The organism is Porphyrobacter sp. HT-58-2, from assembly GCF_002952215.1.
Classification (GTDB): Bacteria; Pseudomonadota; Alphaproteobacteria; order Sphingomonadales; family Sphingomonadaceae; genus Erythrobacter.
This window is the reverse complement of record NZ_CP022600.1, coordinates 741,794-762,546: the sequence shown is the minus strand read 5'-3', so window position 1 is coordinate 762,546 and position 20,753 is coordinate 741,794. Positions and strand designations below refer to the sequence as shown.

General features: G+C 65.4%; 16 protein-coding genes. 8 read left to right on the top strand and 8 right to left on the bottom strand.

Going from position 1 to position 20,753, the window contains the following annotated elements:
* Positions 1-94: 94 nt before the first annotated feature.
* The gene (locus CHX26_RS03710) at positions 95-3,424 is read right to left on the bottom strand and encodes an amidohydrolase family protein (protein WP_104941208.1); all 3,330 of its coding nucleotides are present in this window, start codon (positions 3,422-3,424) and stop codon (positions 95-97) included.
* A gap of 105 nt (positions 3,425-3,529) precedes the next feature.
* On the opposite strand from CHX26_RS03710, the gene CHX26_RS03705 reads away from it, so the two are divergent.
* Entirely contained in the window at positions 3,530-4,492 is a 963-nt protein-coding gene (locus tag CHX26_RS03705; RefSeq protein ID WP_104943240.1) for a bile acid:sodium symporter family protein, read from the top strand.
* Between the two features lie 7 nt (positions 4,493-4,499).
* Here the strand turns inward: CHX26_RS03705 and CHX26_RS03700 are convergent, their stop codons facing one another.
* The 3 genes from CHX26_RS03700 to CHX26_RS03690 are packed head-to-tail and all read right to left on the bottom strand — an operon-like array spanning position 4,500 to position 8,576.
* Complete coding sequence (locus CHX26_RS03700; protein ID WP_104941207.1) at positions 4,500-5,786, bottom strand: acyl-CoA dehydrogenase family protein; 1,287 nt, start codon at positions 5,784-5,786, stop codon at positions 4,500-4,502.
* Positions 5,786-7,144 (bottom strand): phosphotransferase, encoded by a 1,359-nt coding sequence (locus CHX26_RS03695; protein WP_104941206.1) that lies wholly within the window; start codon positions 7,142-7,144, stop codon positions 5,786-5,788. The genes CHX26_RS03700 and CHX26_RS03695 overlap by 1 nt, the downstream gene beginning before the upstream one ends.
* A 4-nt stretch (positions 7,145-7,148) precedes the next feature.
* Positions 7,149-8,576 carry an aldehyde dehydrogenase family protein gene (locus CHX26_RS03690; protein ID WP_104941205.1) on the bottom strand — a complete coding sequence of 476 codons (1,428 nt, stop codon included), beginning with the start codon at positions 8,574-8,576 and terminating at the stop codon, positions 7,149-7,151.
* Positions 8,577-8,770: 194 nt separating this feature from the next.
* On the opposite strand from CHX26_RS03690, the gene CHX26_RS03685 reads away from it, so the two are divergent.
* From CHX26_RS03685 to CHX26_RS03670, 4 genes are all read left to right on the top strand, one after another.
* Positions 8,771-9,475 carry a glutathione S-transferase family protein gene (locus CHX26_RS03685; protein ID WP_104941204.1) on the top strand — a complete coding sequence of 235 codons (705 nt, stop codon included), beginning with the start codon at positions 8,771-8,773 and terminating at the stop codon, positions 9,473-9,475.
* Positions 9,476-9,513: 38 nt separating this feature from the next.
* Positions 9,514-10,380, top strand: a complete 867-nt coding sequence (gene mtnP / locus CHX26_RS03680; protein ID WP_104941203.1) for an S-methyl-5'-thioadenosine phosphorylase — start codon at positions 9,514-9,516, stop codon at positions 10,378-10,380.
* Positions 10,381-10,475: 95 nt separating this feature from the next.
* A complete protein-coding gene (locus tag CHX26_RS03675) occupies positions 10,476-10,955 on the top strand; it encodes a hypothetical protein (protein WP_104941202.1) in 480 nt (159 codons plus the stop codon).
* A gap of 35 nt (positions 10,956-10,990) precedes the next feature.
* Complete coding sequence (locus tag CHX26_RS03670) at positions 10,991-11,305, top strand: REDY-like protein HapK (protein WP_104941201.1); 315 nt, start codon at positions 10,991-10,993, stop codon at positions 11,303-11,305.
* A 15-nt stretch (positions 11,306-11,320) separates the two neighbouring features.
* Here the strand turns inward: CHX26_RS03670 and CHX26_RS03665 are convergent, their stop codons facing one another.
* Positions 11,321-12,946: an AMP-binding protein gene (locus CHX26_RS03665; protein ID WP_104941200.1), complete on the bottom strand. Its 1,626-nt coding sequence runs from the start codon at positions 12,944-12,946 to the stop codon at positions 11,321-11,323.
* Between the two features lie 134 nt (positions 12,947-13,080).
* On the opposite strand from CHX26_RS03665, the gene CHX26_RS03660 reads away from it, so the two are divergent.
* Positions 13,081-13,890 (top strand): helix-turn-helix transcriptional regulator, encoded by an 810-nt coding sequence (locus CHX26_RS03660; RefSeq protein ID WP_104941199.1) that lies wholly within the window; start codon positions 13,081-13,083, stop codon positions 13,888-13,890.
* A gap of 107 nt (positions 13,891-13,997) precedes the next feature.
* Here the strand turns inward: CHX26_RS03660 and CHX26_RS03655 are convergent, their stop codons facing one another.
* On the bottom strand, positions 13,998-14,534 hold the full coding sequence (locus CHX26_RS03655) for a VOC family protein (RefSeq protein WP_104941198.1): 537 nt from the start codon (positions 14,532-14,534) through the stop codon (positions 13,998-14,000).
* Between the two features lie 146 nt (positions 14,535-14,680).
* On the opposite strand from CHX26_RS03655, the gene CHX26_RS03650 reads away from it, so the two are divergent.
* Positions 14,681-16,108, top strand: coding sequence for an aromatic ring-hydroxylating oxygenase subunit alpha (locus CHX26_RS03650; RefSeq protein ID WP_233997259.1), 1,428 nt, complete (start codon positions 14,681-14,683; stop codon positions 16,106-16,108).
* 18 nt (positions 16,109-16,126) lie between these two features.
* Positions 16,127-16,879 (top strand): SDR family NAD(P)-dependent oxidoreductase, encoded by a 753-nt coding sequence (locus tag CHX26_RS03645; RefSeq protein WP_104941197.1) that lies wholly within the window; start codon positions 16,127-16,129, stop codon positions 16,877-16,879.
* A gap of 7 nt (positions 16,880-16,886) precedes the next feature.
* On the opposite strand, the gene CHX26_RS03640 is transcribed toward CHX26_RS03645, so the two are convergent.
* Positions 16,887-17,588, bottom strand: a complete 702-nt coding sequence (locus CHX26_RS03640; protein WP_104941196.1) for an endonuclease/exonuclease/phosphatase family protein — start codon at positions 17,586-17,588, stop codon at positions 16,887-16,889.
* 9 nt (positions 17,589-17,597) lie between these two features.
* Positions 17,598-20,744, bottom strand: a complete 3,147-nt coding sequence (gene putA, locus CHX26_RS03635) for a bifunctional proline dehydrogenase/L-glutamate gamma-semialdehyde dehydrogenase PutA (protein WP_104941195.1) — start codon at positions 20,742-20,744, stop codon at positions 17,598-17,600.
* Positions 20,745-20,753 lie beyond the last annotated feature (9 nt).

Sequence of the window (20,753 nt, the reverse complement as noted above, 5' to 3'; positions counted from 1 at the left end):
GGGGTGAACGCGATCAAGCGGGGGTCTGACGAGGGTCAGAACCCGTCAACGCCAGCCGCCATCCCGGCGCTCACCGGGACGACGACATCGCTGGCTACCCGTCATCCCCATCGGCATGGCCCCGGCCCTCGGCAGTCACTTCCTGCGATCCGCCTGCACCCAGAGCGCCCTCGCCTTCCCACCAATAGGGCCGACGCGTCGCCGTGCCGGTGGCGACTTCGTTCATGGTCTTGGCATCATAAAGCCGCCCGCCCAACATCACCTGCTCGACATCGTCCGAATGGGCGATGTCCGCGCTCGGATCGGCGGAAAGGATCACCAGATCGGCCAGCTTGCCTGCCTCGATACTGCCGATGTCCTTGGCCATGCCCAATGACTGCGCCGGGACGATGGTCCCGGCCTTCAGCGCCTCGACCGGGCTCATTCCGCCGCGCACGAAGCTGCGGAGTTCCCAATGCGCCCCCACACCCGCCTGCTGGCCATGCGCGCCGATGCTGACCTTCACCCCGCGCTGTGCCAGCTTGCGTGCCTCGCGGGCATTGTTGTCATCCATAAAGGCCCACTCCGGCGCCTTCACCCGGCGGCCGGTCTCGGCCAGCAGCATCTTGGGCGGAGTATGCACCATCAGCGGGTTCTCCCAGACATTGGTTGCCTGCCGCCAATAGGGATCGCCCGCGAGGCCCCCGTAGGTCACCACCAGCGTCGGGGTGTAATTGCTGTTCGAGGCCCCGAAGAACTGCAGCACGTCTTCATAGAACACATCGACCGGGACATTGTGCTCGATGGTCGAATTGCCATCGGCGACAAGGTTCATGTCCATCCCGAACAGCGATCCGCCCTCGGCCACCACCAGCATGTTTTCCGCTGCCGCCGCGCGGGCGACCATCTGGCGCTGTTCCCGGCGGGGCTGGTTGTAATTCTTGACCGAAATCCCCCCCTGCGCCTTGATCCGGCGCACATGGGCCAGCGCGTCTTCGTAGGAATCGATCCGGGCATAGACCCCCGGCGCCTTGGCCCCGTAGATGATCTCGCCGGTGGAGAAGATGCGCGGGCCGAGCGTCAGCCCGGCGCGCTGGCGTTCGGCAGCGGCGAAGACGGTGCTGGCCTGCGATGACGGATTGTGGATCGTCGTCACCCCCATCGCCAGATCCTGCAACAGCGTCCAGTTCTGCTGCGGGATCAGATCGCCGACCCCGTAAGGCCCGTGGGCATGGGCATCGACAAGGCCGGGCATGATCACCTTGCCGCTGGCGTCGATCATTGTCGCGCCCGCCGGCATGGCGATGCTCCCCGCCGGGCCGACTCCGGTGATGCGGTCACCTTCGATGACGATCACGCCATTTTCGATCACGCCTGCGTCATCGGCAGCAAGGCCTGCCTTCATGGTCAGAATACGCGCGCCGGTGATGACGGTGGTGCCGGTGGGCTTGGCCTTTTCCACCGTCACACCGAGCGGGATACCGGTGGTGGGCGGGGTATAGGCTGCGGTCTTGTCGCCATCGGCCTTGGGCGCGGCGGCGAAGAATTCGCTCACCCGCGCGCTCTGGAGCGTCGGACCGATCGACCAGAACAGCGTCTCGCCGCCATTGGCCCAGCCGAGATAGTCCGCGCCCCCGGTGCTGACCTTGGTCACAGGCAACGCGGTCGCTTTCTCGCTGACATCGACCGGCTTGCCGCCGGGGACGAGCGGCATGGCGAAGACCTCGTAATTCTGGCGGAAGGCGATCGTGCGGCCATCGGGTGCGATGCGCAGATCATTGGCCAGTTCGCCCTTGGCGTGGACACGCCGCGCCTCGCCGTCGAGGTCGGTCGAGACCAGCGCCAGCCCGCCACCTTCGCGGCCCAGCATGAACAGCCGGTCAGAGCCAGCGCCCCATTGCGGGCTCGCCCCGTCGCGGCTGACAAGGCGCGGCTCGTCCGTGCCGTCCGCGCGCATCACATAGACCCCGGCATTGTCGGAAAAGGCAGGCGCGGTGAGATATCCGCCGCGGCGCTTTTCGAAGGCGATCATGCTGCCATCGGGCGAAAAGGCGATGTTGCCGAAATGCCCCGGCCCGGTCAGCACGCGGCGATTCTGGCCGTTCGCATCGGCGATCACGATTTCGCCCAGCGACGCATCGTTCCAGCGCACATAGGCAAGGGTCTGGCCATCGCGGCTGAATGCGGGAAAGGCTTCGACCACGTCGGCATCATCGCCGGTCAGCGGACGCGGCAGGTCGCGGCCCTTGGCCGATTTGACGTGGAGCCGTCCGAGGCTTTCGAACACCACCCGTGCGCCATCGGGAGACAGCATGGCAAAACGCGGCATGGTGGTGGTGAAGCTCTCGGGCGATACCTCGATCACCGGGTGCGGCGCGTCGGCAATGCCGCGGGTGTCGTTGATGGCGAAGGGGATCACCGCATGGCCCGACCCGTCGCGGTTCACGCGGTTGAGCTTGCCGCCTGCCCAGAACACGATTCCGCTGCTGTCGGGCAGCCAGTCGATATTGGGATAGACCCCGGTCACCGCCCAGGTCTCCTGCACATCGAGATCGAGCTTGCCGTAGATCATCCGCTCGCGCCCGCTGGCGAGGTCTTTCACCCAGAGCTGGCTTTGGTCCTTGTCGCGCCGAACGAAGGCGAGTTCCTTGCCATCGGGCGAAGGCGCGGGACGCACCGCGCCGCCATAGCCGGAGACCGCCGTGGTGACTTCGCCGGTGGCCAGATCGTGGCGTTCGATGGCGAAGATGCCGCTCTGCGAATCCTGCGCGTATTCGAACACATTCCCGCCGGTGGTGTTGCGGGTGTAGTAGATCGCCGAGCCATCGGGGGCGAAGACAGGTTCGCCCAGTTCCTTCTGGAGCCGGTCATTGGCGCGCTCCACCACCTGCACCCCGCCGCCGCCGGTGACATGGTAGATCCATACCTCGCCGGTGCCGAGCGAGCGTTCGGTGGTGTAATGCTTCTTGGCGGCGATGAAGCGTCCGTCGGGCGACCAGGCGGGCTGGTTCAGGAGGCGGAAGTCTTCTTTCGTCACCTGCCGCTTGTCGCTGCCGTCGGCGTTCATCACCCAGATATTGTCCCCGCCCCCGCGGTCCGAGGTGAAGGCGATGCGCGTGCCATCGGGCGAAAAGCGCGGGTGGACATCCCATGCCAGACCTTCCGCAATGCGCTTGGGCGTGCCGCCGGTGATCGGCATGGTGTAGATATCGCCCAGAAGGGTGAAGGCGATGGTCTGCCCGTCGGGCGACACATCCACGTCCATCCATGTGCCTTCGTCCGTACGGATCGGCACCTGCCTGATCTTCGCGCCCCTGGGCGCCTCGACGCTCCACTTGTCTTCGGTCTTGGCGGCCTTGCCCTTCGACTGGGCCGCAAGCGGGGCGGCAATGAGGCTGGCAAGGCAGGCGGCCCCGGCAAGCAGGGCGGCGGCGAAATGGCGCATGAAAAGTCTCCCTCTGTTGGCGCGGGAGACTAGCGGTGCGAAACGATATTGCTAGGGGCGGGAATGTCGTTGGTCGATCAGGAACGGCGGCTTAAGGGGCAAGCAATGCTGCGCATGATCACCAACAACTTTGCGCTGCTTACCGTGCTGGGGGTCGGACTGGCGTGGGTGTGGCCGGCGGGTTTCACATGGATGACCGACGGGCGGATCGCGGTGGCGGGCCAGCCGCTGCTCAGCCTCGCGCTGGGTACGATCATGCTGGCGATGGGGCTGACGCTGAGCTTTGACGACTATCGCGCGCTGGCTCGGATGCCGCGCGCTTTGCTGGCAGGGGTGGGGCTGCAATTCGCAGTGATGCCGCTGGCGGGCTTCGCGATTGCGCAGGTGCTGGGGCTTGAGCCGGGGCTGGCGGTGGGGTTGATCCTGGTGGCCTGCTGCCCCGGCGGGACGGCGTCGAACGTGGTGGCCTTCATCGCGCGCGGGAATGTCGCGCTGTCGGTGGCGATGACCATGGCCTCGACGCTGGCCGCCGTGGCGCTGACCCCGCTGCTGACGGGCGCGCTGGCGGGGGCTTACGTCGAGATCGACCGGCTGAACCTGCTCGTTCAGATGGTCAGCATCGTGCTGGTGCCGGTGGTGCTGGGGACGCTGCTCAATCGCCTGTTTCCCCGCGCGGCGGAGCGGGTGAATGCGGTGCTGCCGCTGGTCGCCATCGTGCTCGTCATCCTGATCGTCGGCGGGATCGTCGGCGGGTCGAAGGCGCAAATCATGGAGCATGCAGGGATGCTGCTGCTGGCGACTTTCCTGCTCCACGCGAGCGGCTTTGCGCTGGGTTACGTTTTGGCGCGGGTGCTGGGCCTCGGCGAGATCGAGGCGCGGACGATCAGCATCGAGGTCGGGATGCAGAATTCCGGGCTAGGGTCGGGCTTGGCGAAAACCCCCGCCTTCGCTGCGCAATTCGCGCAGGTGAGCCAAGCCGCGCTCGCCCCGGTGCCAGCGGCGATTTCGGCGGTGTGGCACGTGGTGATCGGGAGCCTGCTCGCCGGGTGGTGGAGACGGCGGGGTTAGTCGAGCGTCAGGAAAACTGGCCCCGCTTCGGCCCCAAATACCCGAACAGGTAGGCCCCCACCTTGCGCATCTGAATCTCCTCGCTGCCTTCGGTGATCCGGTAGCGGCGGTGGTGGCGGTAGATGTGTTCGAAGGGCTTGTGCCGCGAATAGCCGATGCCGCCGTGGACCTGCATCGCGCGGTCCGCCGCCTCGCAGACCAGCCGGTTCGCCCAGTAATTGCACATCGAGACCTTGTCGCTGATGGTACGTTCAATCTGTTCATGGGGCATGTTGTCCATCTCCCACGCAGTCTTGAAGATCAGCAGCCGCAGCATTTCCGCCTGCGTCGCCAACTCTACCAAGGGGAACTGGATCGCCTGATTGCGCGCCAGTTCCTCGCCGAAGGGCTTGCGCTCGCGGGCATATTTCACGCTTTCATCGATGCAATAGAGCGCCGCGCCGCAGCTTGAGGCGGCCTGACGGATGCGGTTCTGGTGGACGAAGCTCTGCGCCAGCGCGAGGCCGCGGCCCTCCACGCCGAGGATTGCGCTGTCCGGCACCCAGACGTTCGTCACCGACAGGCGCGGGTGATCGGTGGGCATGTTGAAGGTCCACATCCACTCCTCGATTTCGAGGCCGGGGGTGGGGTTGGGGACGAGGAAGCAGGTGATCCCGCTCGCATCCCCCGCCTTGCCGCTGGTGCGCGCGAACATCGCGCAGTGGGTGGCGACGTGCATGCCGGTGATCCACATCTTCTCGCCATCGATCCGCCAGCCGTCCACGCCGTCACGGGTCTCGCGCACCGCGACCGTCTCCATGTGCGTGGCGTCTGAGCCGTGGTGCGGTTCGGTGAGGCCAAAGGCGACCCGCCGCGTGCGCTCGAACCCGCCGAGGATGAATTCCTGCTTCTGTTCTTCCGTGCCCCACTGGTCGAACATGGCGACGAAGGGGAAGTTGCCGACGATGCTGTGCTCGTTCTGCAAGTCATTGTGGAGGCCGAGGCCCATCCGCGCGAAATGTTCGCGGATCACCGCCATCCACAGGTTGCTGCCGTCCTTGCCGCCGTAGCGCACCGGCGCGGAGAAGCGCCAATGGCCCGCCTTGTCGGCGCGGCGGGTGGCTTCCTTGAGCAGCTCCTCCCACTCGTGCCGGGGCAACCCGCCGCGCTCCCAATCGGTGCGCGCGTGCTCGCGGCGGTGGTCGAAGAAGCGGATATTGTCGTCCTGCGCTTCGAGCGGCTTGATCTCGGCGGCGATGAAGGCGTCGAGTTCGTCGAGATAGGCTTGCAGGTCGGCGGGGATGGCGAAGTCCATCAATCAAGATCCTCTTGCACTGGTGCCCATTTCTTCAGCGCAACGGTAAGCGCAGGATACTTCGGGGAGTCGACCATCACTTTGCTCAAGACACCTTCCCTGAGAGATTGAAGGAAGCCAATCTCATAAAGCGAGAGGACGCCTGACAGGCACGCTCCTGCCGTTTCCGTGTCGGTGGGAAGCGGAAGAAACTCACTCTCCCTTGAGATCATCCCCAAGGCATTCCGGGCCACCGCCAATTGAAAGCGGTCGTGACCGCTGAGTTTATCCTTGATTGTGGCCAACCACTCCAAGACCGCAGACGCCAATTCTCCCACGTCCGCCTCCCCATAGTGGTGATCGAGCGTGGTGGGCGGATAGACATGACGCAGCCGCTCAACCATCGGCGCATCCTCCTCCAGCAGCAGCAGCAGATCGAGTTCCTGCTCGCTCGTCCGGCGCGAGATCACCACGCGTTCGAGCATCCGGTCCGCGCCGGAGCGCCATTGCGCGGCCATCTTGAGGCACCCGAGCGCCCACCACACGGTGCGGTAGATCGTCCAGAAGCGGAAGCGGGCGGGGTCGACTTTCACCCCCGCCTCGGCCTCATAGGCGGCGATGTAGTCCGCGATGCTCCCCAGCCCCAGCGCGGGGCGGTCGTAGCGATGGAAGCGCCACACCGCCATGCAGCCGAAGGCGAGGTCTTCGTGAGGGTCGCCGAAATGGGCGATCTCCCAGTCGAGCACGCCGGTGAGGTTTGAACCTTCGACCAGCAGATTGCCCATCCGGTAATCGCCGTGGTTGAGGACGGGCTCGACTTGCGCGGGGCAATTGTCCTCCAGCCACTTCAGCCCCAGTGCGATGATCGGGCGATCCCCGCCTGCCTCCATGAACTGCGCCTTGAGGTCGGCGATAGCGGCGCCGTAGTGCATCACCGGCACGCCTTCGGGCACGTCCGCCTGCCGCAGGCGGTGGATGCGCGCCAGATCGCGGGCAATTGCGCGCAGCAGCCCGTCAGGATCGTCGCAGCCGAGGATCACCTTGGGATCAGCCGTCCCCGGCAGCGCGCGCATGATGAAGCCTGAGCCCAGCCCGTCGCCCTCTTCCAGCACCGCCACCACCTCCGGCGCGGTCACGCCCTTGGCGCGGGCCGCCTCGATCAGCGCCGCCTCGACCGCGTGGCCATAGGGCCGCCCCTCCATGAAGGCGAGGCTTGGCGCGCGGCGCAGGACGTAATCGCAGCCGCCAGCGAAAAACCGCCAGCTTTCCATCACCGCTCCGCCTGTGAGACGCTGCGGCTGAGACGACAAAGCGCCGAGACCGGCGCGGGATGCCACCCGCGCCAGCCCGGCGCTCAGTTCTTCAACGCTAATCGCCACCGGATCAGGCGGGGACGTTGTCCTTCTTGACGGTGATCACCTGCGCATAGGTGAACTCCTTGAGGCCTTCCTTGCCATATTCGGCGCCGAAGCCCGACTGCTTGTGCCCGCCGAACGGCGCGAAGGGCGAGAGGTGGAGGTATTCGTTGACCCACACCGTGCCGGTTTCGAGCTGCTCGGCGATTTCGACGCCCTTTTCCGGGTTGCCGGTCCACACCGCGCCGGCAAGGCCATATTCCGAGTTGTTGGCGCGCTGGATGACTTCCTCTTCCGAAGAGAACTTCATCAGCGGCATGACCGGTCCGAACTGCTCCTCGGCGACGATGCGGGCGTCTTCGGGCGGGTTGTCGAGGATGGTCAGCGGCACGAAATACCCGGTGCCGGAGGGATCGACATTGCCGCCCAGCAGGAACTTGTAGCCGTTGGACTTGGCATCCTCGATCAGCTCGAGCACGCGGTCATACTGCTTCTTGTTCTGGATCGGGCCGACGCCGGTGCCCTGCTCGCTGCCGTCGCCGACCTTCACGGTCTTGGCGTATTCGACGATCGCCGCCGAAAGCTCGTCATAGATATCCTCGTGGATATAGACGCGCTTGGCGGCGACGCAGATCTGGCCTGCGTTGGAGAAGCTCGACCAGAACAGCTGTTCGGCAACCTTCTTGGGATCGGCATCGGGGAGCACGATCGAGGCGTCGTTGCCGCCCAGTTCAAGCGTGATGCGCTTGAGGTCTGCCGAGGCGCCTTCCATGATCTTCTTGCCGGTTGCGGTCGAGCCGGTGAAGGTGATCTTGTCGATATCCGGGTGGCTGGTGATCATCGGGCCGAGGTCATCCTCACCCGTAATGATGTTGACCACGCCCGCGGGCACCTTGTCCGCGATCAGCTCGGCGATGCGCAGCGTGGTCAGCGGGGTAAAGGGCGAGGGCTTCAGGACAATGGTGCAGCCCGAAAGCATGGCAGGCACGATCTTCTGGATCGCCATCATGACGGGGAAGTTCCACGGCACGATCCCGCCGACCACGCCCACCGGCACGCGGCGGGTGCGGCTGAGGCGGGTGTCGCTGTCCTCGTTGATCTCGTCATCAAGGCTAAGGGTGGACTGCGCCGCGCTCATGGCGGCAGCGCCATAGATTTCGCCGCGCGCCTGATCGTGGGGCTTGCCCTGTTCGCTGGTCAGAAGGCGGTAGAGTTCCTCGGCATTGGCCTTGATCGCACCGGAGATCGCCATGATCGCGGCGCGGCGTTCTTCGATGGGGGTGTTCTTCCAGGTCTTGAACGCGGCGCGGGCGGCGGCGACGGCGCGGTCAAGTTCGGCCTTGCCGCAGGCCGGGACCTGGCCGATCACCTGCTCGTTGGCGGGGTTCACCACGTCGAGCCAGCGGTCGGTCGCGACCATCTCGCCGTTGATGAGGTTCTTGTACTGGGTAGCCATGGTGGTTCCTCTCTCGTCCTGCAAATGGGGGGACTCGTCTCTCGCCCGCGCAAAGTGGCGCGTTGCATCCGAAAACGCAATCGCTGCTGTGGCGGGATTGTAAGCGGCGCAGCAACCTTCATCGCCTAGCGATTGCGCTATTGGCTCGCATGCCTATGGAGGCAGCCAACAGCTTGCCGAGGAGAGACGCGCTCATGACTGATTCCCGCCCCGATCTGGTGATCTACGGCAGCCCGGTATCGCCCTTCGTACGCAAGGTTGCAGGGGTGTGCATCGCCAAAAGTGTGCCTTACGAGATCGAGGCGGTGAACGTGTTCGATCCGCCTGCGTGGTTCCGCGACATCTCGCCGATGAAACGCATCCCGGTGCTGCGCGACCGCGCGGTGGCGGAAGAAGGTGTGGCCGGGACCATCGCCGACAGTTCCGCGATCTGCGCCTTCATCGAGAAAAAGCACCCCGCGCCGGCGCTGTACCCCGATGATCCGATGGCTCTGGGCGAGGCACTGTTCATCGAGGAATATGCCGATACCGCACTGGCGATGGCCGGGGGCCTCGGCATCTTTCGCCCGATCTTCTTCGCCATTTCTAAGGGGGAGGAACCCGGGCTGGACAAGGCGCGCGAGGCCTGGGCCACACAACTGCCGCCCATCTTCGACGTGCTGGAAGCGCGGCTTGGCGGGCGGGCGTTCTTTGCCGGCGATGCGCTCTCGATTGCCGATATCACGGTCGCAGCCGTGATCGGGCAGATCGCGCTGGTGGCGGAAACCCCGCTCGACAAATGGCCCGGCCTTGCGCGGCATTTTGCCACCATGCAGGGCCTGCCGCTGATCGCCGAACCTTTCGCGGCGGCGGAAAAGGTGATCCGCAAGGCCTTGCCGACCCGCTTCGACCTGACCTAAGCCGCTCACGCAGAACACAGGAGAGGGCAGAGCCACGCATGGCGAGCGAATGGTGCATCGGGATCATCGGCGGATCGGGCCTCTATGCCATGGACGGCATCGAGGACGCGCAGTGGATCGCGATCGAAACGCCCTGGGGCGATCCCTCTGACGAGATCCTGTGCGGCCGGATCGGCGAGGTGAAGGTGCGCTTTCTGCCGCGCCACGGCCGTGGCCACCCGATCAGCCCGACCGAACTGAATTCGCGCGCCAATATTGATGCGCTGAAGCGCGCAGGCTGCACAGACATTCTCGCCGTCAGTGCAGTGGGTTCCTTGCGCGAGGAACTGGAGCCGGGGCGTTTTGCCGTGGTCGAACAGTTCATCGACCGCACCTTCGCCCGGCCCAGCACTTTCTACACCAGTGGCTTTGTCACCCATGTCTCGATGGCCGATCCGGTCTGCCCGCGCCTGTCGGACATGGCCGCCCACGCCATCGCTGCCGCCAAGGGCAAGGTCGCAGTCGGCGCGACCTATCTGGCGATGGAAGGCCCGCAATTTTCCACCCGCGCGGAAAGCCGGATGTACCGTGCATGGGGCGCGGATGTGATCGGGATGACGGCCATGCCCGAAGCCAAGCTCGCCCGCGAAGCCGAGTTGCCATACGCCCTTGTGGGGATGGTGACCGACTATGATTGCTGGCGTGAGGGCGAGGCGGTTGATGTCGCGCAGGTGGTCGGCCAGATGCAGGCCAACGGCGCGCTCGCCCGGGCGATGATCCGCAACTTCATCGAGGCCCTGCCCGAGATCCGCGAGCCTTCGCCCATCGACACGGCGCTTGATGATGCGGTGATCACCGCGCCGGACGAGCATGATCCGGCAGTGATGGCCAAGCTCGACGCGGTCGCCGGGCGGCTGTTCGGGTAATCGCCGCCAGGGCGCTCGCCCATCGTCTTGCATCGGCCTTGCCTCACCCGATCAGGGGATGGGAAGCCCGGCGGTGGTGCAATAGGATCGCGGCAATGACGGCCCACGATGATCCCTCCGCAACGAAAGCGGGCGCTTCCATCGCCCGCAGCTTGGGCATTGTGGCGCTGTTCGGCCTCGCGGGGCCGGTGGTGGGAGGGGTCACGGTTGCCATCCTCTCCACTCTGCTTGCGGTTTTTAGCGACCTTGCCAGCGGCGATCCCGGTGCCGTGCCGAAGCAGGTCGTGGGCGGACTGATTGCAGGTTCAATCTTTGCCGTCATTCTCGGTTACGCAATTGGCACGGTGCCGGCGCTGGGCGTGGGGATCGTAGTGGCCTGGCGTGACCGCCGGGCGCGCGGTGTCTCTGTGCGAACGGCTGTGCTGGCGGGACTTGGCTTCTGGATCGCCAGCGCCATCATCGTGGTGATAAGCGTGCCTGTCGAGGGACGGCTCGTCTGGATCGCCGCCCTGCTGGCTGCACATCTGGCGGGAGCGGCAGGCTGTGGCTGGCTCGCCCGCAGGCTGCTCGGCTGACCGTTCACAGGAAACCGCAGGCAAGGAGACCGAAAATGCCCAATCTCGTCCTGACCTACACCCTGCGGCCCGGCGTTGCGAAAGACGATTTCGAAGCCTGGGTGCGCGACACCGATTACCCCGCCATGCGCGGGCTGAAGCGGGTCGGCTCCTTCGTCACCTATCGCGCCGAACAGCGGCTGATCGGCGAAGGCCCACCGCCTTTCGACTATGTCGAATTGTTCGCGATCGAGGACATGGCAGGCTTCACCGCCGAGGATATGCCAGGCGACACGGTGCAGCGCATCATGGGCGAATTCTTCGGCTTCGTCGAAAACCCTGCCTTCACCATCGTTGCCGAGGTGAAGTAGCGTTCCGCCATTCTGCTATCCCGCTGCCGCATCGGCGATAGCCTGTGCGGTCTTGTAATCGGGCTTGCCGTTGTTGAGCCGCAGCGAGCGATCAGTGAAGATGTAGAACCGCGGAATCTTGTAACCGGCAAGGCCGGCGCGGGCGTGGGCGTCTAGCGCAGCTTCATCGACCGCACCCCCCACCGCAACATCGGCCTGCACCACAGCCACCACCTTGCGCCCGAAGCGCGGGTCGGGAAGGCTCACCACGCGCACGTCTTTGACCGCGGGATGATCGAGCAGCACCGCCTCGACCTCCTCGGGAAAGACCTTCTCGCCCCCGGTATTGATGCACATGTTGTCGCGGCCGATGAATTCGAGGCTCCCGTCCGCCGCCCAGCGCGCGCGGTCGCCGGTCATCAGCCAGCGCTGGCCGCCGATCACGGGGAAGGTCTGCGCGTTCTTGGCGTCCTCGCCAAGATAGCCCAGCGGCAACGGCCCGGTACGCGCGACGATGCCGACGCCGTCGGTGCCGGGGGGGATTTCCTTGAGGTGTTCGTCGAACAGCTTGGTGTCGCGGCCGGGGAGCGGCTGGAACTTGCCCCCTCCGGTGCTGCCTTGCGCGGTGGTGATGACGATGCCTGTGCCCGAGCTTTCCGATGATCCCAGCGCATCGACGATCATCAGCGAGGGGTGATGCGCGATCAGCCGCTGCTTCAAGGCAGGCGAGAACACCGCGCCCGACGAGGTGATGGACCGGAGCGACGCCAGCACTTGCGCCCCGTCGCCCCGCGCATCCAGCCGGTCGGCAAGCGGCAAGGCAAAGGCGTCCCCGACGATGAAGATCCCCCGCGCGCCGATGCGTGCGATCTCGTCCAGCGCCAGATCAGCGTCGAACTTCGGCCCCGGCAGCAAGGCCAGCGTGCCGCCCTTGAGCAGATGGATCAGCGCGGAAAACTGCCCCGCGCCATGCATCAGCGGGGAGAGCAGCAGCACCGGCGAAGTGCTGGCCGGGTGATCGGGGCCGATCCGCACCGCCTCGGCCACCTGCTCCTCCAGCGAGCCCGCAATCAGCGGCGGCGTGCCCGGCGGGCGCTGCCACAACCCGATATTGAACGCCTGCCACGCCTGATCCATCGGCCACATCACCGCCTTGGGCATCCCGGTGGTGCCGCCGGTCGCGGTGAGGAACAGGGCTGCGGGGTCGTCGTGGATGGCAAAGCCTTCGGGGAGCGGGCTCTCGCACAAGACGCCCCACTCGGCCGCACCGACATTCACCGTCAACGTGCCAGCAGGCATGGCGGCACGGGCCAACTCTGCAAAGTCGCTTTCCGTGAACAGCGCCTTCAGGCCGAATCGGGTGAAGATGTCGGCCAGTTCGCGTTGCCGGTAGTGGTAGTTCACATTGACCGGCACCACGCCCGCCTTGGCGCAACCGAACCATGCGAGCATATAATCGGGCGTGTTGCGCAGCATCTGCCCGGCGATGTCGCCCGCGCGCAATCCGCGCGCGGCGAGGCCTGCGGCGATGCGGTCGGTAAGCGCATCAAGCTCGCCCCAAGTGACCACCCGATCCCCATGCACCAGCGCCGGACGCTCTGGCGGGATCGCCCCCGCCAGAGCCTTCAGCACCATCCCGAAATTCGCACCTGCAAACATCATCCTTGGATCTCTCCCTGTCTCTTTCGCTAGCCCCGCCCGGCCTGAGGTTCCCCTACGTAAATGATGAGGGACATTGTCGGAAATTGCGTTAGGCTGTCCCTGCGGGAGAAGAAACGAGAGGAGCGAGGCTGACAATGGCCCATAATGTTGTCGAGCTGCGGACGCCGCAAGGCCGCGAATCCCTTGAGCAATTGCTCGATTCCGTCACCATCACCTGCCCCGAGGACATCCACGATGCTGCCGTCAATCTGGCGCGAATCGCTCAGGAGCGGGGGATGCAGATCGCGGTGTGCGACGACATTTCCTCCAAGGAACCGATGGTCGATGCCGATGGCACGATCCTCAACGCCGATATCTTCCGCTGGCTGGACGACGGCGCACGCTGGTGGGAGGATCACCGGCTGGCGCTGCATTCGCCGCTGCCGCGCGCCTGCCGCTATGAAAGCGAGCCGTTCTGGGTGAACCGCCACGGCTTCAACACCCGCTGGCGCAACCACTATCTCGCCGAGATCGACCTCAATGATTTCGAACGCCGCGCGCTGTGCAAGGCGGCGATCGTGATCCCGGTGCATCTGCCGTTCGGCCAGATCAGCGCGTCGAGCTTCATCTCGATGGACCGCGACAAGGAAGATCTCTCGGCCGAATTTGCCGAATATGGCGCGCTGTTCGCCATGGTGACGCGGTGCTTTGTGGCGGGTTACGTGCAGGCCAACCGCACCAAGCGGCGCATCCCTTCGGACTGCGTGCTATCCAAGCGCGAGGTGGAATGCCTGCGCTGGGCGGCAATCGGCAAGACCGACAAGGAGATCAGCATGATCCTCAACCGGTCACACGCAACAATCCGTTACCACATCCACCGCGCAGGCGAGAAGCTCGACAGCGTCAACCGCGCGCAGACGATCTTCAAGGCCGGGCAGCTGGGGTATCTGGGGGCGTCTGATTAAGCCTTTCCCCGCCCCGGGCTTGACCCGGGGCCCCGCTCCTTTGCCTGATGTGGCGCGATCAGCAGAAAAGCTGGGCCCCGGGTCAAGCCCGGGGCGGGGTGTTGTGTTTACCCCAACCTTCTCAGCGGCTCCGAGCCGTCCCAGCCGATTCCTGCCGCCTTGATCATGCCGAACAGATCCGGTCCGTCCTTGGCCTGCTGGAGGATTTCCACCAGCGTTCCGGGGCCACCCCCTGCATCGACATAAATCACCTCGCTGGTGCCAAACCGCCCCTCGATCATGACTTCCGCCCCGGCTTCCGCGCACACGGCCCTTGCCTCGGCGATATCGTCGACCAGAATGCACACGTGATGCAGCCCATTGCCGGTCGCGCCGTATTCACCGCGATAGATCGAGGGGTGATCGTCACGCGGGCGGATCAGTTCGATCTGGATATCGCCCCAGTAGGCCAGCGCGAGGTCGAACACGGCCTCGGTCGGATGCCCTCGATATTTCATGCCCTCAAGGTGGATGCCCTCGATGATGAAGAACGGGCCGACGCCCATGGTCTGCGTCCAGTGCGTCACCGCCGCATCGAAATCTTCCGGCACGAACGCCAGCTGCATGATATCGCCCAGCGACGCGATTTTTCCCGGCAGGCTCATGTTCCTCTCCAATCCGCCATGTTCCTCTCCAATCCGATAGTGTGCCGCGCGTCCGAACCTGTGTGATATTCTTATCCGGAGACACTGCACAAAGTGCGAGGATGAGGGACGGGGCCACGCCCTGACAGAGGACCGGAAGCAACCCGATGAACGAGATCAAGGATATTGCCCGCGCCGACCGCTGCCCGGGGATCAGCTATACCGACATGCTGAACGGCGACACCCGCCGCCCGCCCGATTACCTGTTCGAGGAAACCCACATGGAAATGGGTGACGAGCCGCTGTCGGTCGCGCCCTATATTTCCGAGGAATTCGCCCGTCTCGAACGCGAGAAGATGTGGCCCAACGTTTGGCTGTTCGCCGCGCGCGAGGATGAATTGCCCGATCCCGGCGATACCGTGGTGTTCGACATCGCCGGCAAGAGCTTCCTCTTGATCCGCCAGAAGGACGGCAGTGTGCGCGCCTTCTACAACGCCTGCCTCCACCGTGGCCGCAAGCTGCGCACCGAGAGCGGCAATTCGGTGCAGCTGCGCTGCCCGTTCCACGGGTTCACCTGGAGGAATGACGGGAGCCTCAAGGAAATCCCATGCGCGTGGGATTTCAAGCATCTCGAAGGCAAGGACATGAGCCTGCCCGAAGCCCGCGTCGAGCTGTGGCAGGGCTTCGTGATGCTCACAGAAAACCACAGCTTGCCCGATTTCAAGACCTGGCTCGGCCCGGCGGCGTCGCATTACGAGCGGTACGATTTCGAAAACCGCTACACCGGCATGTGGGTGCAGAAGAAGATCCCCGCCAACTGGAAGGCCACGGCAGAGGCCTTCATGGAGGCCTGGCACTCGATCACCACCCACCCGCAGTTGCTCGCCTTTCTCGGCGATGCCAACACGCGGTATGATCTCATCGGCGACCACTTCAACCGCGCGATCACGCCGTCGGGCGTGCTCTCCCCGCACGTGAAGGGCAAGAATTCCGATTACGTGCTGGAGAAGATGAACGAGTTTTCCGGCGGGCAGGACGCGCGCACCAACCGGCGCTTTTCCGCCAGTGAAGGGCCGGAGGAAGGCTACGAAGCCGATGATCCGCTGGGCGCGCGCAAGCTGCTGGCCGAGGCCGGGCGCAAGGGCTTTGCCGAGCAATATGGCTATGACTACTCTGACGCCTCGGACACCGAGATCCTCGACAATTTCACCTACAACATCTTCCCCAATTTCTCGCCGTGGATCGGGTTCCTGCCGACGCTGGTGTATCGCTGGCTGCCGGGCGACACGCCCGACTGGTGCATCATGGAAATCCGCCTGCTGTTCCCCACGCCCAAGGGTCAGGAACGCCCCCGCGCGGTTGCGCCGACCTATATCCCGGATGATGAACCCTTCGCCTGGGCCAATGACATCATGGGGCCGCAGCTCGCCAATGTGTTCGATCAGGACATGGCCAACCTGCCCTATGTGCAGGAAGGCATGAAGGCGATGAAGGACGGGATGATGGAACTCGGCCACTATCAGGACAGCCGGGTTCGCCACTTCCAAAGCACGTTGATGAAATATGTGAACGGAGAGCTTCCTGCGGCCCGATAAGCAGCTAAGCAGGCAGGCATGACATTCTCCTTCGACCTCACCGGGCGCACCGCGCTCGTCACCGGCGCATCTTCGGGCCTTGGCACGCGCTTCGGACGCATCTTGGCTGCAAGCGGCGCAAAGGTGGCGCTCGGCGCACGGCGCAAGGATCGGCTGGAGGCGCTCGCCGCAGAAATCGGCCCGAACGCCGCCGCGATCCGCATGGATGTGGCGCGCGAGGCGGACATCATCGCCGGCTTCGACGAGGCGGACGCGATCTTTGGCAAGATCGACACCGTCATCGCCAATGCGGGCGTCGATGGGGCAGGCATGGCGACGACCATCTCGGAAGACGAGATCGAGCAGACCCTCGCGATCAACCTCAAGGGCGCGATACTGACGGCACGCGAAGGTGCGCGAAGGATGATCGCGCGTGGAGTGACCAATGGCCGGATCGTGCTGATCGCCTCGATCACTGCCTTCGAGCCCTCCCCCGGCCTCGTCGCCTATGCCGCGTCCAAGGCGGGCGTGGTGCAGGCGGGCCGCACGCTGGCCCGCGAATGGGCGCGCACGGGTATCAACGTCAACACCATCTCCCCCGGCTACATCCGCACCGCGATCAATGATGCGTGGTTCGACACGGAAGGCGGCCAGAAGCAGATCGCCCGTTTCCCCAAGCGCCGCTTGATGGGCGAGGAGGGGCTGGACGCTATGATTCTGTTCCTGTGCTCGGACGCTTCCGAGTTCGTGACCGGCACCGATTTCGTGCTCGACGACGGACAGACGCTCTAGCGCATCGCTAGAGGCTGAACTCTGCCCACACCGGCAAGTGATCCGACGCGGTCGCCGCCAGCACGCTGCGGTGGACGCCGAAGCCTGTCACCCTCAGCCCCGGGCAATGCATGATCCGGTCGAGCCGGCCCAGCGGGCGGCGGCTCGGAAAACTGGGGCCGGGATCCAGCAGGTTGAAATGCCGCCCGAATTCGCGGAACGCCCCGGCGCTGGCCCGCCATTCGTTGAGATCGCCCATCAGCACGGTGGGACGCTGATCCCGCGCCGCCTCTCCCAGCGCCGCGATGGTGCGGGCCTGCCGCGCCCGCCACAGGCCCGACAGGTCGAGATGCATCCCGAACACGCTGATGCTCGCCCCGCCGAGGTTCAGCGTGGCTGTGACCACCCCGCGCGGTTCGAGGCAGGGAATGTGGATGATGTCATGATGCTCCACCACGATATCCCGCCGGGTGAGGATCGCGTTGCCGTGCCAACCCATCGAGTCGTGCTGCACGTCCAGCGGCACCGGCTCGTAATCGGTATGGCTCTCGATCAGGAAGGGCGGCAGCACTGATGCGCGGGTGCCGAACCTGAGATCGGCTTCTTGCAAGCAGACGATGTCGGCATCGATCTCGGCCAGCACCTTGAGGATTCGCGCCGGATCGCGCTTGCCATCGGTGCCGATGCCCTTGTGGATGTTGTAGCTCGCGACCTTGAAGCTGCGCGCCATCGCCTTCCCTTACCCCGCTGCGAGCAGACTCGCATTGCCACCGGCCGCGGTGGTGTCGATCGTCATTACCCGTTCAGTGGCGAAGCGGGCAAGATAGTGCGGCCCGCCCGCCTTTGGCCCGGTGCCGGACAGGCCCTCGCCGCCGAAGGGCTGACTTTCCACCACCGCGCCGATCTGGTTGCGGTTGACGTAGAAATTGCCGACCCTCACACGCGACCGGACAAAGCGCCGGGTCTCGGCAATCCGGCTGTGGAGGCCGAGAGTGAGGCCGAAGCCGGTCGCGTTGATATCCTCGATGACCTGCGCCAGATCGCGCGCACGAAAGCGCACCACGTGCAGGATCGGGCCGAAATGTTCGCGGGTCAGTTCGCGGATCGACCCGATCTCGATGATCGTCGGGGCAACGAAGCAGCCCTTGGCGGTACTTTCCGGTACCGGCAGACGCTCGACGATGCGCCCGCTTGTCTGGCTGCGTGCCACGTGCCGTTCCAGCGCCGCCTGCGCGTCAGGATCGATCACCGGGCCGACATCGGTGGCGATTTCGGCCGGATCACCCACGTTGAGCGCCGCGAACCCGCCGCGGATCATGTCCAGCATGGCATCGGCAATATCGTCTTGCAGGTACAGCACCCTGAGCGCCGAGCAGCGTTGCCCGGCGCTTTGAAAGGCGCTGCCCAGCACGTCGCGCACCACCTGTTCAGGCAGGGCTGAACTGTCGACGATCATCGCGTTCTGCCCGCCCGTCTCGGCGATGAAGGTCGCAATCGGCCCATCACGGTTCGCCAGTGCGCGGTTGATGATGCGCGCGGTTTCGGTCGATCCGGTGAAGGCGACCCCGGCAAGGCGCGGGTCGGCGGTGATCATCTGCCCGACTGTCCCGGCACCGGGCAGCAGCTGGAACGCCTCGGGCGGGATGCCCGCCTGATGGCACAGCTTCACCGCCAGCGCCGCGATCAGCGGGGTCTGTTCGGCGGGCTTGGCTATCACGGCATTGCCCGCCGCCAGCGCCGCGCTGGCCATGCCGATGAAGATCGCCAGCGGGAAGTTCCACGGGGAAATCGTGGCGAAGATCCCGCGCCCATGGAGGCTCAGGGTGTTCTCCTCCCCCGTCGGCCCTGGCAGGTGCAAGGGCGTGGCAAAATGCCGGCGGGCTTCGGCGGCGTAATAGCGCAGGAAATCCACCGCCTCGCGCAGTTCAAGCACGGCATCAAGCAGGGTCTTGCCCGCCTCACGCTGGCACAGCGAGAGGAATTCGTCGGTATGCGCCTCGAACAGCTCTGCTGCCTCTTCGAGCAGCAGCGCGCGGGCCTCGCCGCCAAGAGCGTCCCAACCGGGCTGGATCGCGGCAGCGCGGGTGAAGGCGGCCTCGACTTCCTCGGCAGTCGCATCGCGGCGCGTGCCAACCACCTGTGCCAGATCGTGCGGCATGGTGATCGGGGCAATCTCGCCGGGTGTGGCGGCAGGGAAGGTCGGTGCAGCCTGCCATTGCACGCTCTCCAGCGCCGCCAGCCGCGCTATCAGGGGCTCGCGCACGGTCGGGTCGGACAGGTCGATTCCGGCGCTGTTCCGGCGCTGCCCGAAGATATCGGCAGGCAGCGGGATTGCCGGGTTGCGGCGCGGGCTGAGCGCGGCCAGTTCCGCCACCGGATCGCCGACCAGTTCCTCGGCCGGAATGTCGGCATCGCCCATGCGGTTGACGAAACTGGTGTTGGCTCCGTTCTCCAGCAGGCGGCGCACCAGATAGGCGAGCAGTTCCTTGTGTCCGCCCACCGGCGCATAGATGCGTACCGGCGTGCGCTGATTGCCCTCCAGCGCGTGGAGCGCGTCATAGACTTCCTCGCCCATGCCGTGGAGTCTCTGGAATTCAAAGGGTTTCCCGGCTGCGAGCTGCTTGACCGCGCCAATGGTATACGCGTTGTGGGTGGCAAAGGCCGGGCGGATCACGTCGCTGTGTTCGAACAGGCGCGCGGCGCAGGCGAGGTAGGACACGTCGGTCGCCACCTTGCGGGTGAAGACCGGGTAATCGGTGTAGCCGCCGACCTGAGAAAGCTTGATCTCGCTGTCCCAATAGGCGCCCTTCACCAGCCGCACGAACAGCTTGCGCCCGTGCCTGCGCGCCAGCTTGCCCGCCCAGTCGCAGACGGCAACACCGCGCTTCTGATAGGCCTGAATGGCAAGGCCAAAGCCCTCCCACCGGCTGCCATCGGGGCGGCGGAACAGGTCATCATCGGCGACCAGTTCCTCGATGATGTCGAGACTCAGCTCCAGCCGTTCGGCTTCTTCCGCGTCGATGGTGAAGTGAATGTCGGCATCGCGCGCTTTGATCGCCAGCGCCCGCACCACCGGCACCATCTCTGCCCGCGCCCTTTCGGCGTGGAAGAAGGTGTATTTCGGGTGCAGCGCGGAAAGCTTGACTGAGATCCCCGGCGAGCCCGTCACGCCCGCCCCCGCCTCGCGCGCCAGCCGGGTAAGCGCGGCGTCATAGGCCAGCCGGTACTTCTCGGCATCGGCGAAGGTCATCGCCGCCTCGCCCAGCATGTCGAAGCTGTGGGTGATCCCTTTGGCGCGTTCCGGCGCAGCGCGCTTCAACGCCTCCTCGATGGTGCGGCCGAACACGAACTGCCCGCCGAGGATCTTCATCGCCTGGGCGGTCGCGGTGCGGATCACCGGTTCGCCCAGCCGGTTCATCGCTCGCTTGAAGGCCCCGCCCAATCCCTTCTGATGCGCTTCGGGCGGGTCGAGCACTTCGCCAGTCAGCATCAACGAGAAGGTCGCGGCGTTGACGAAGGTGGAATTGCTTTCGCCGAGATGCTCGCCCCAGTCGATCTGGCCGATCTTGTCGCGGATCAGCGCATCGGCGGTGGCGGCATCAGGAACGCGCAGCAGCGCTTCGGCAAGGCACATCAGCGCGATGCCTTCATCCGTGTCGAGGCCATATTGCTGCAGGAAAGCGTCGATGCCGCTCGCCTTCTTGCCGCGCGCGCCCTCGATCAGCGCCACGGCCAGCTGCGCTGCTGCGGCATGCACCCGCGCCGCCGGGGCGGCCTGCTCGATCCGCTCGGCGATGCAGGCTTCCTCCTCCTGCCGGTAGGCGCGGCGCAGGTCGGTGCGGTCGATGCCAGAGAGGCGGGCAGCAGCGGCGGAGTGATCGGCCATATGGTTTCA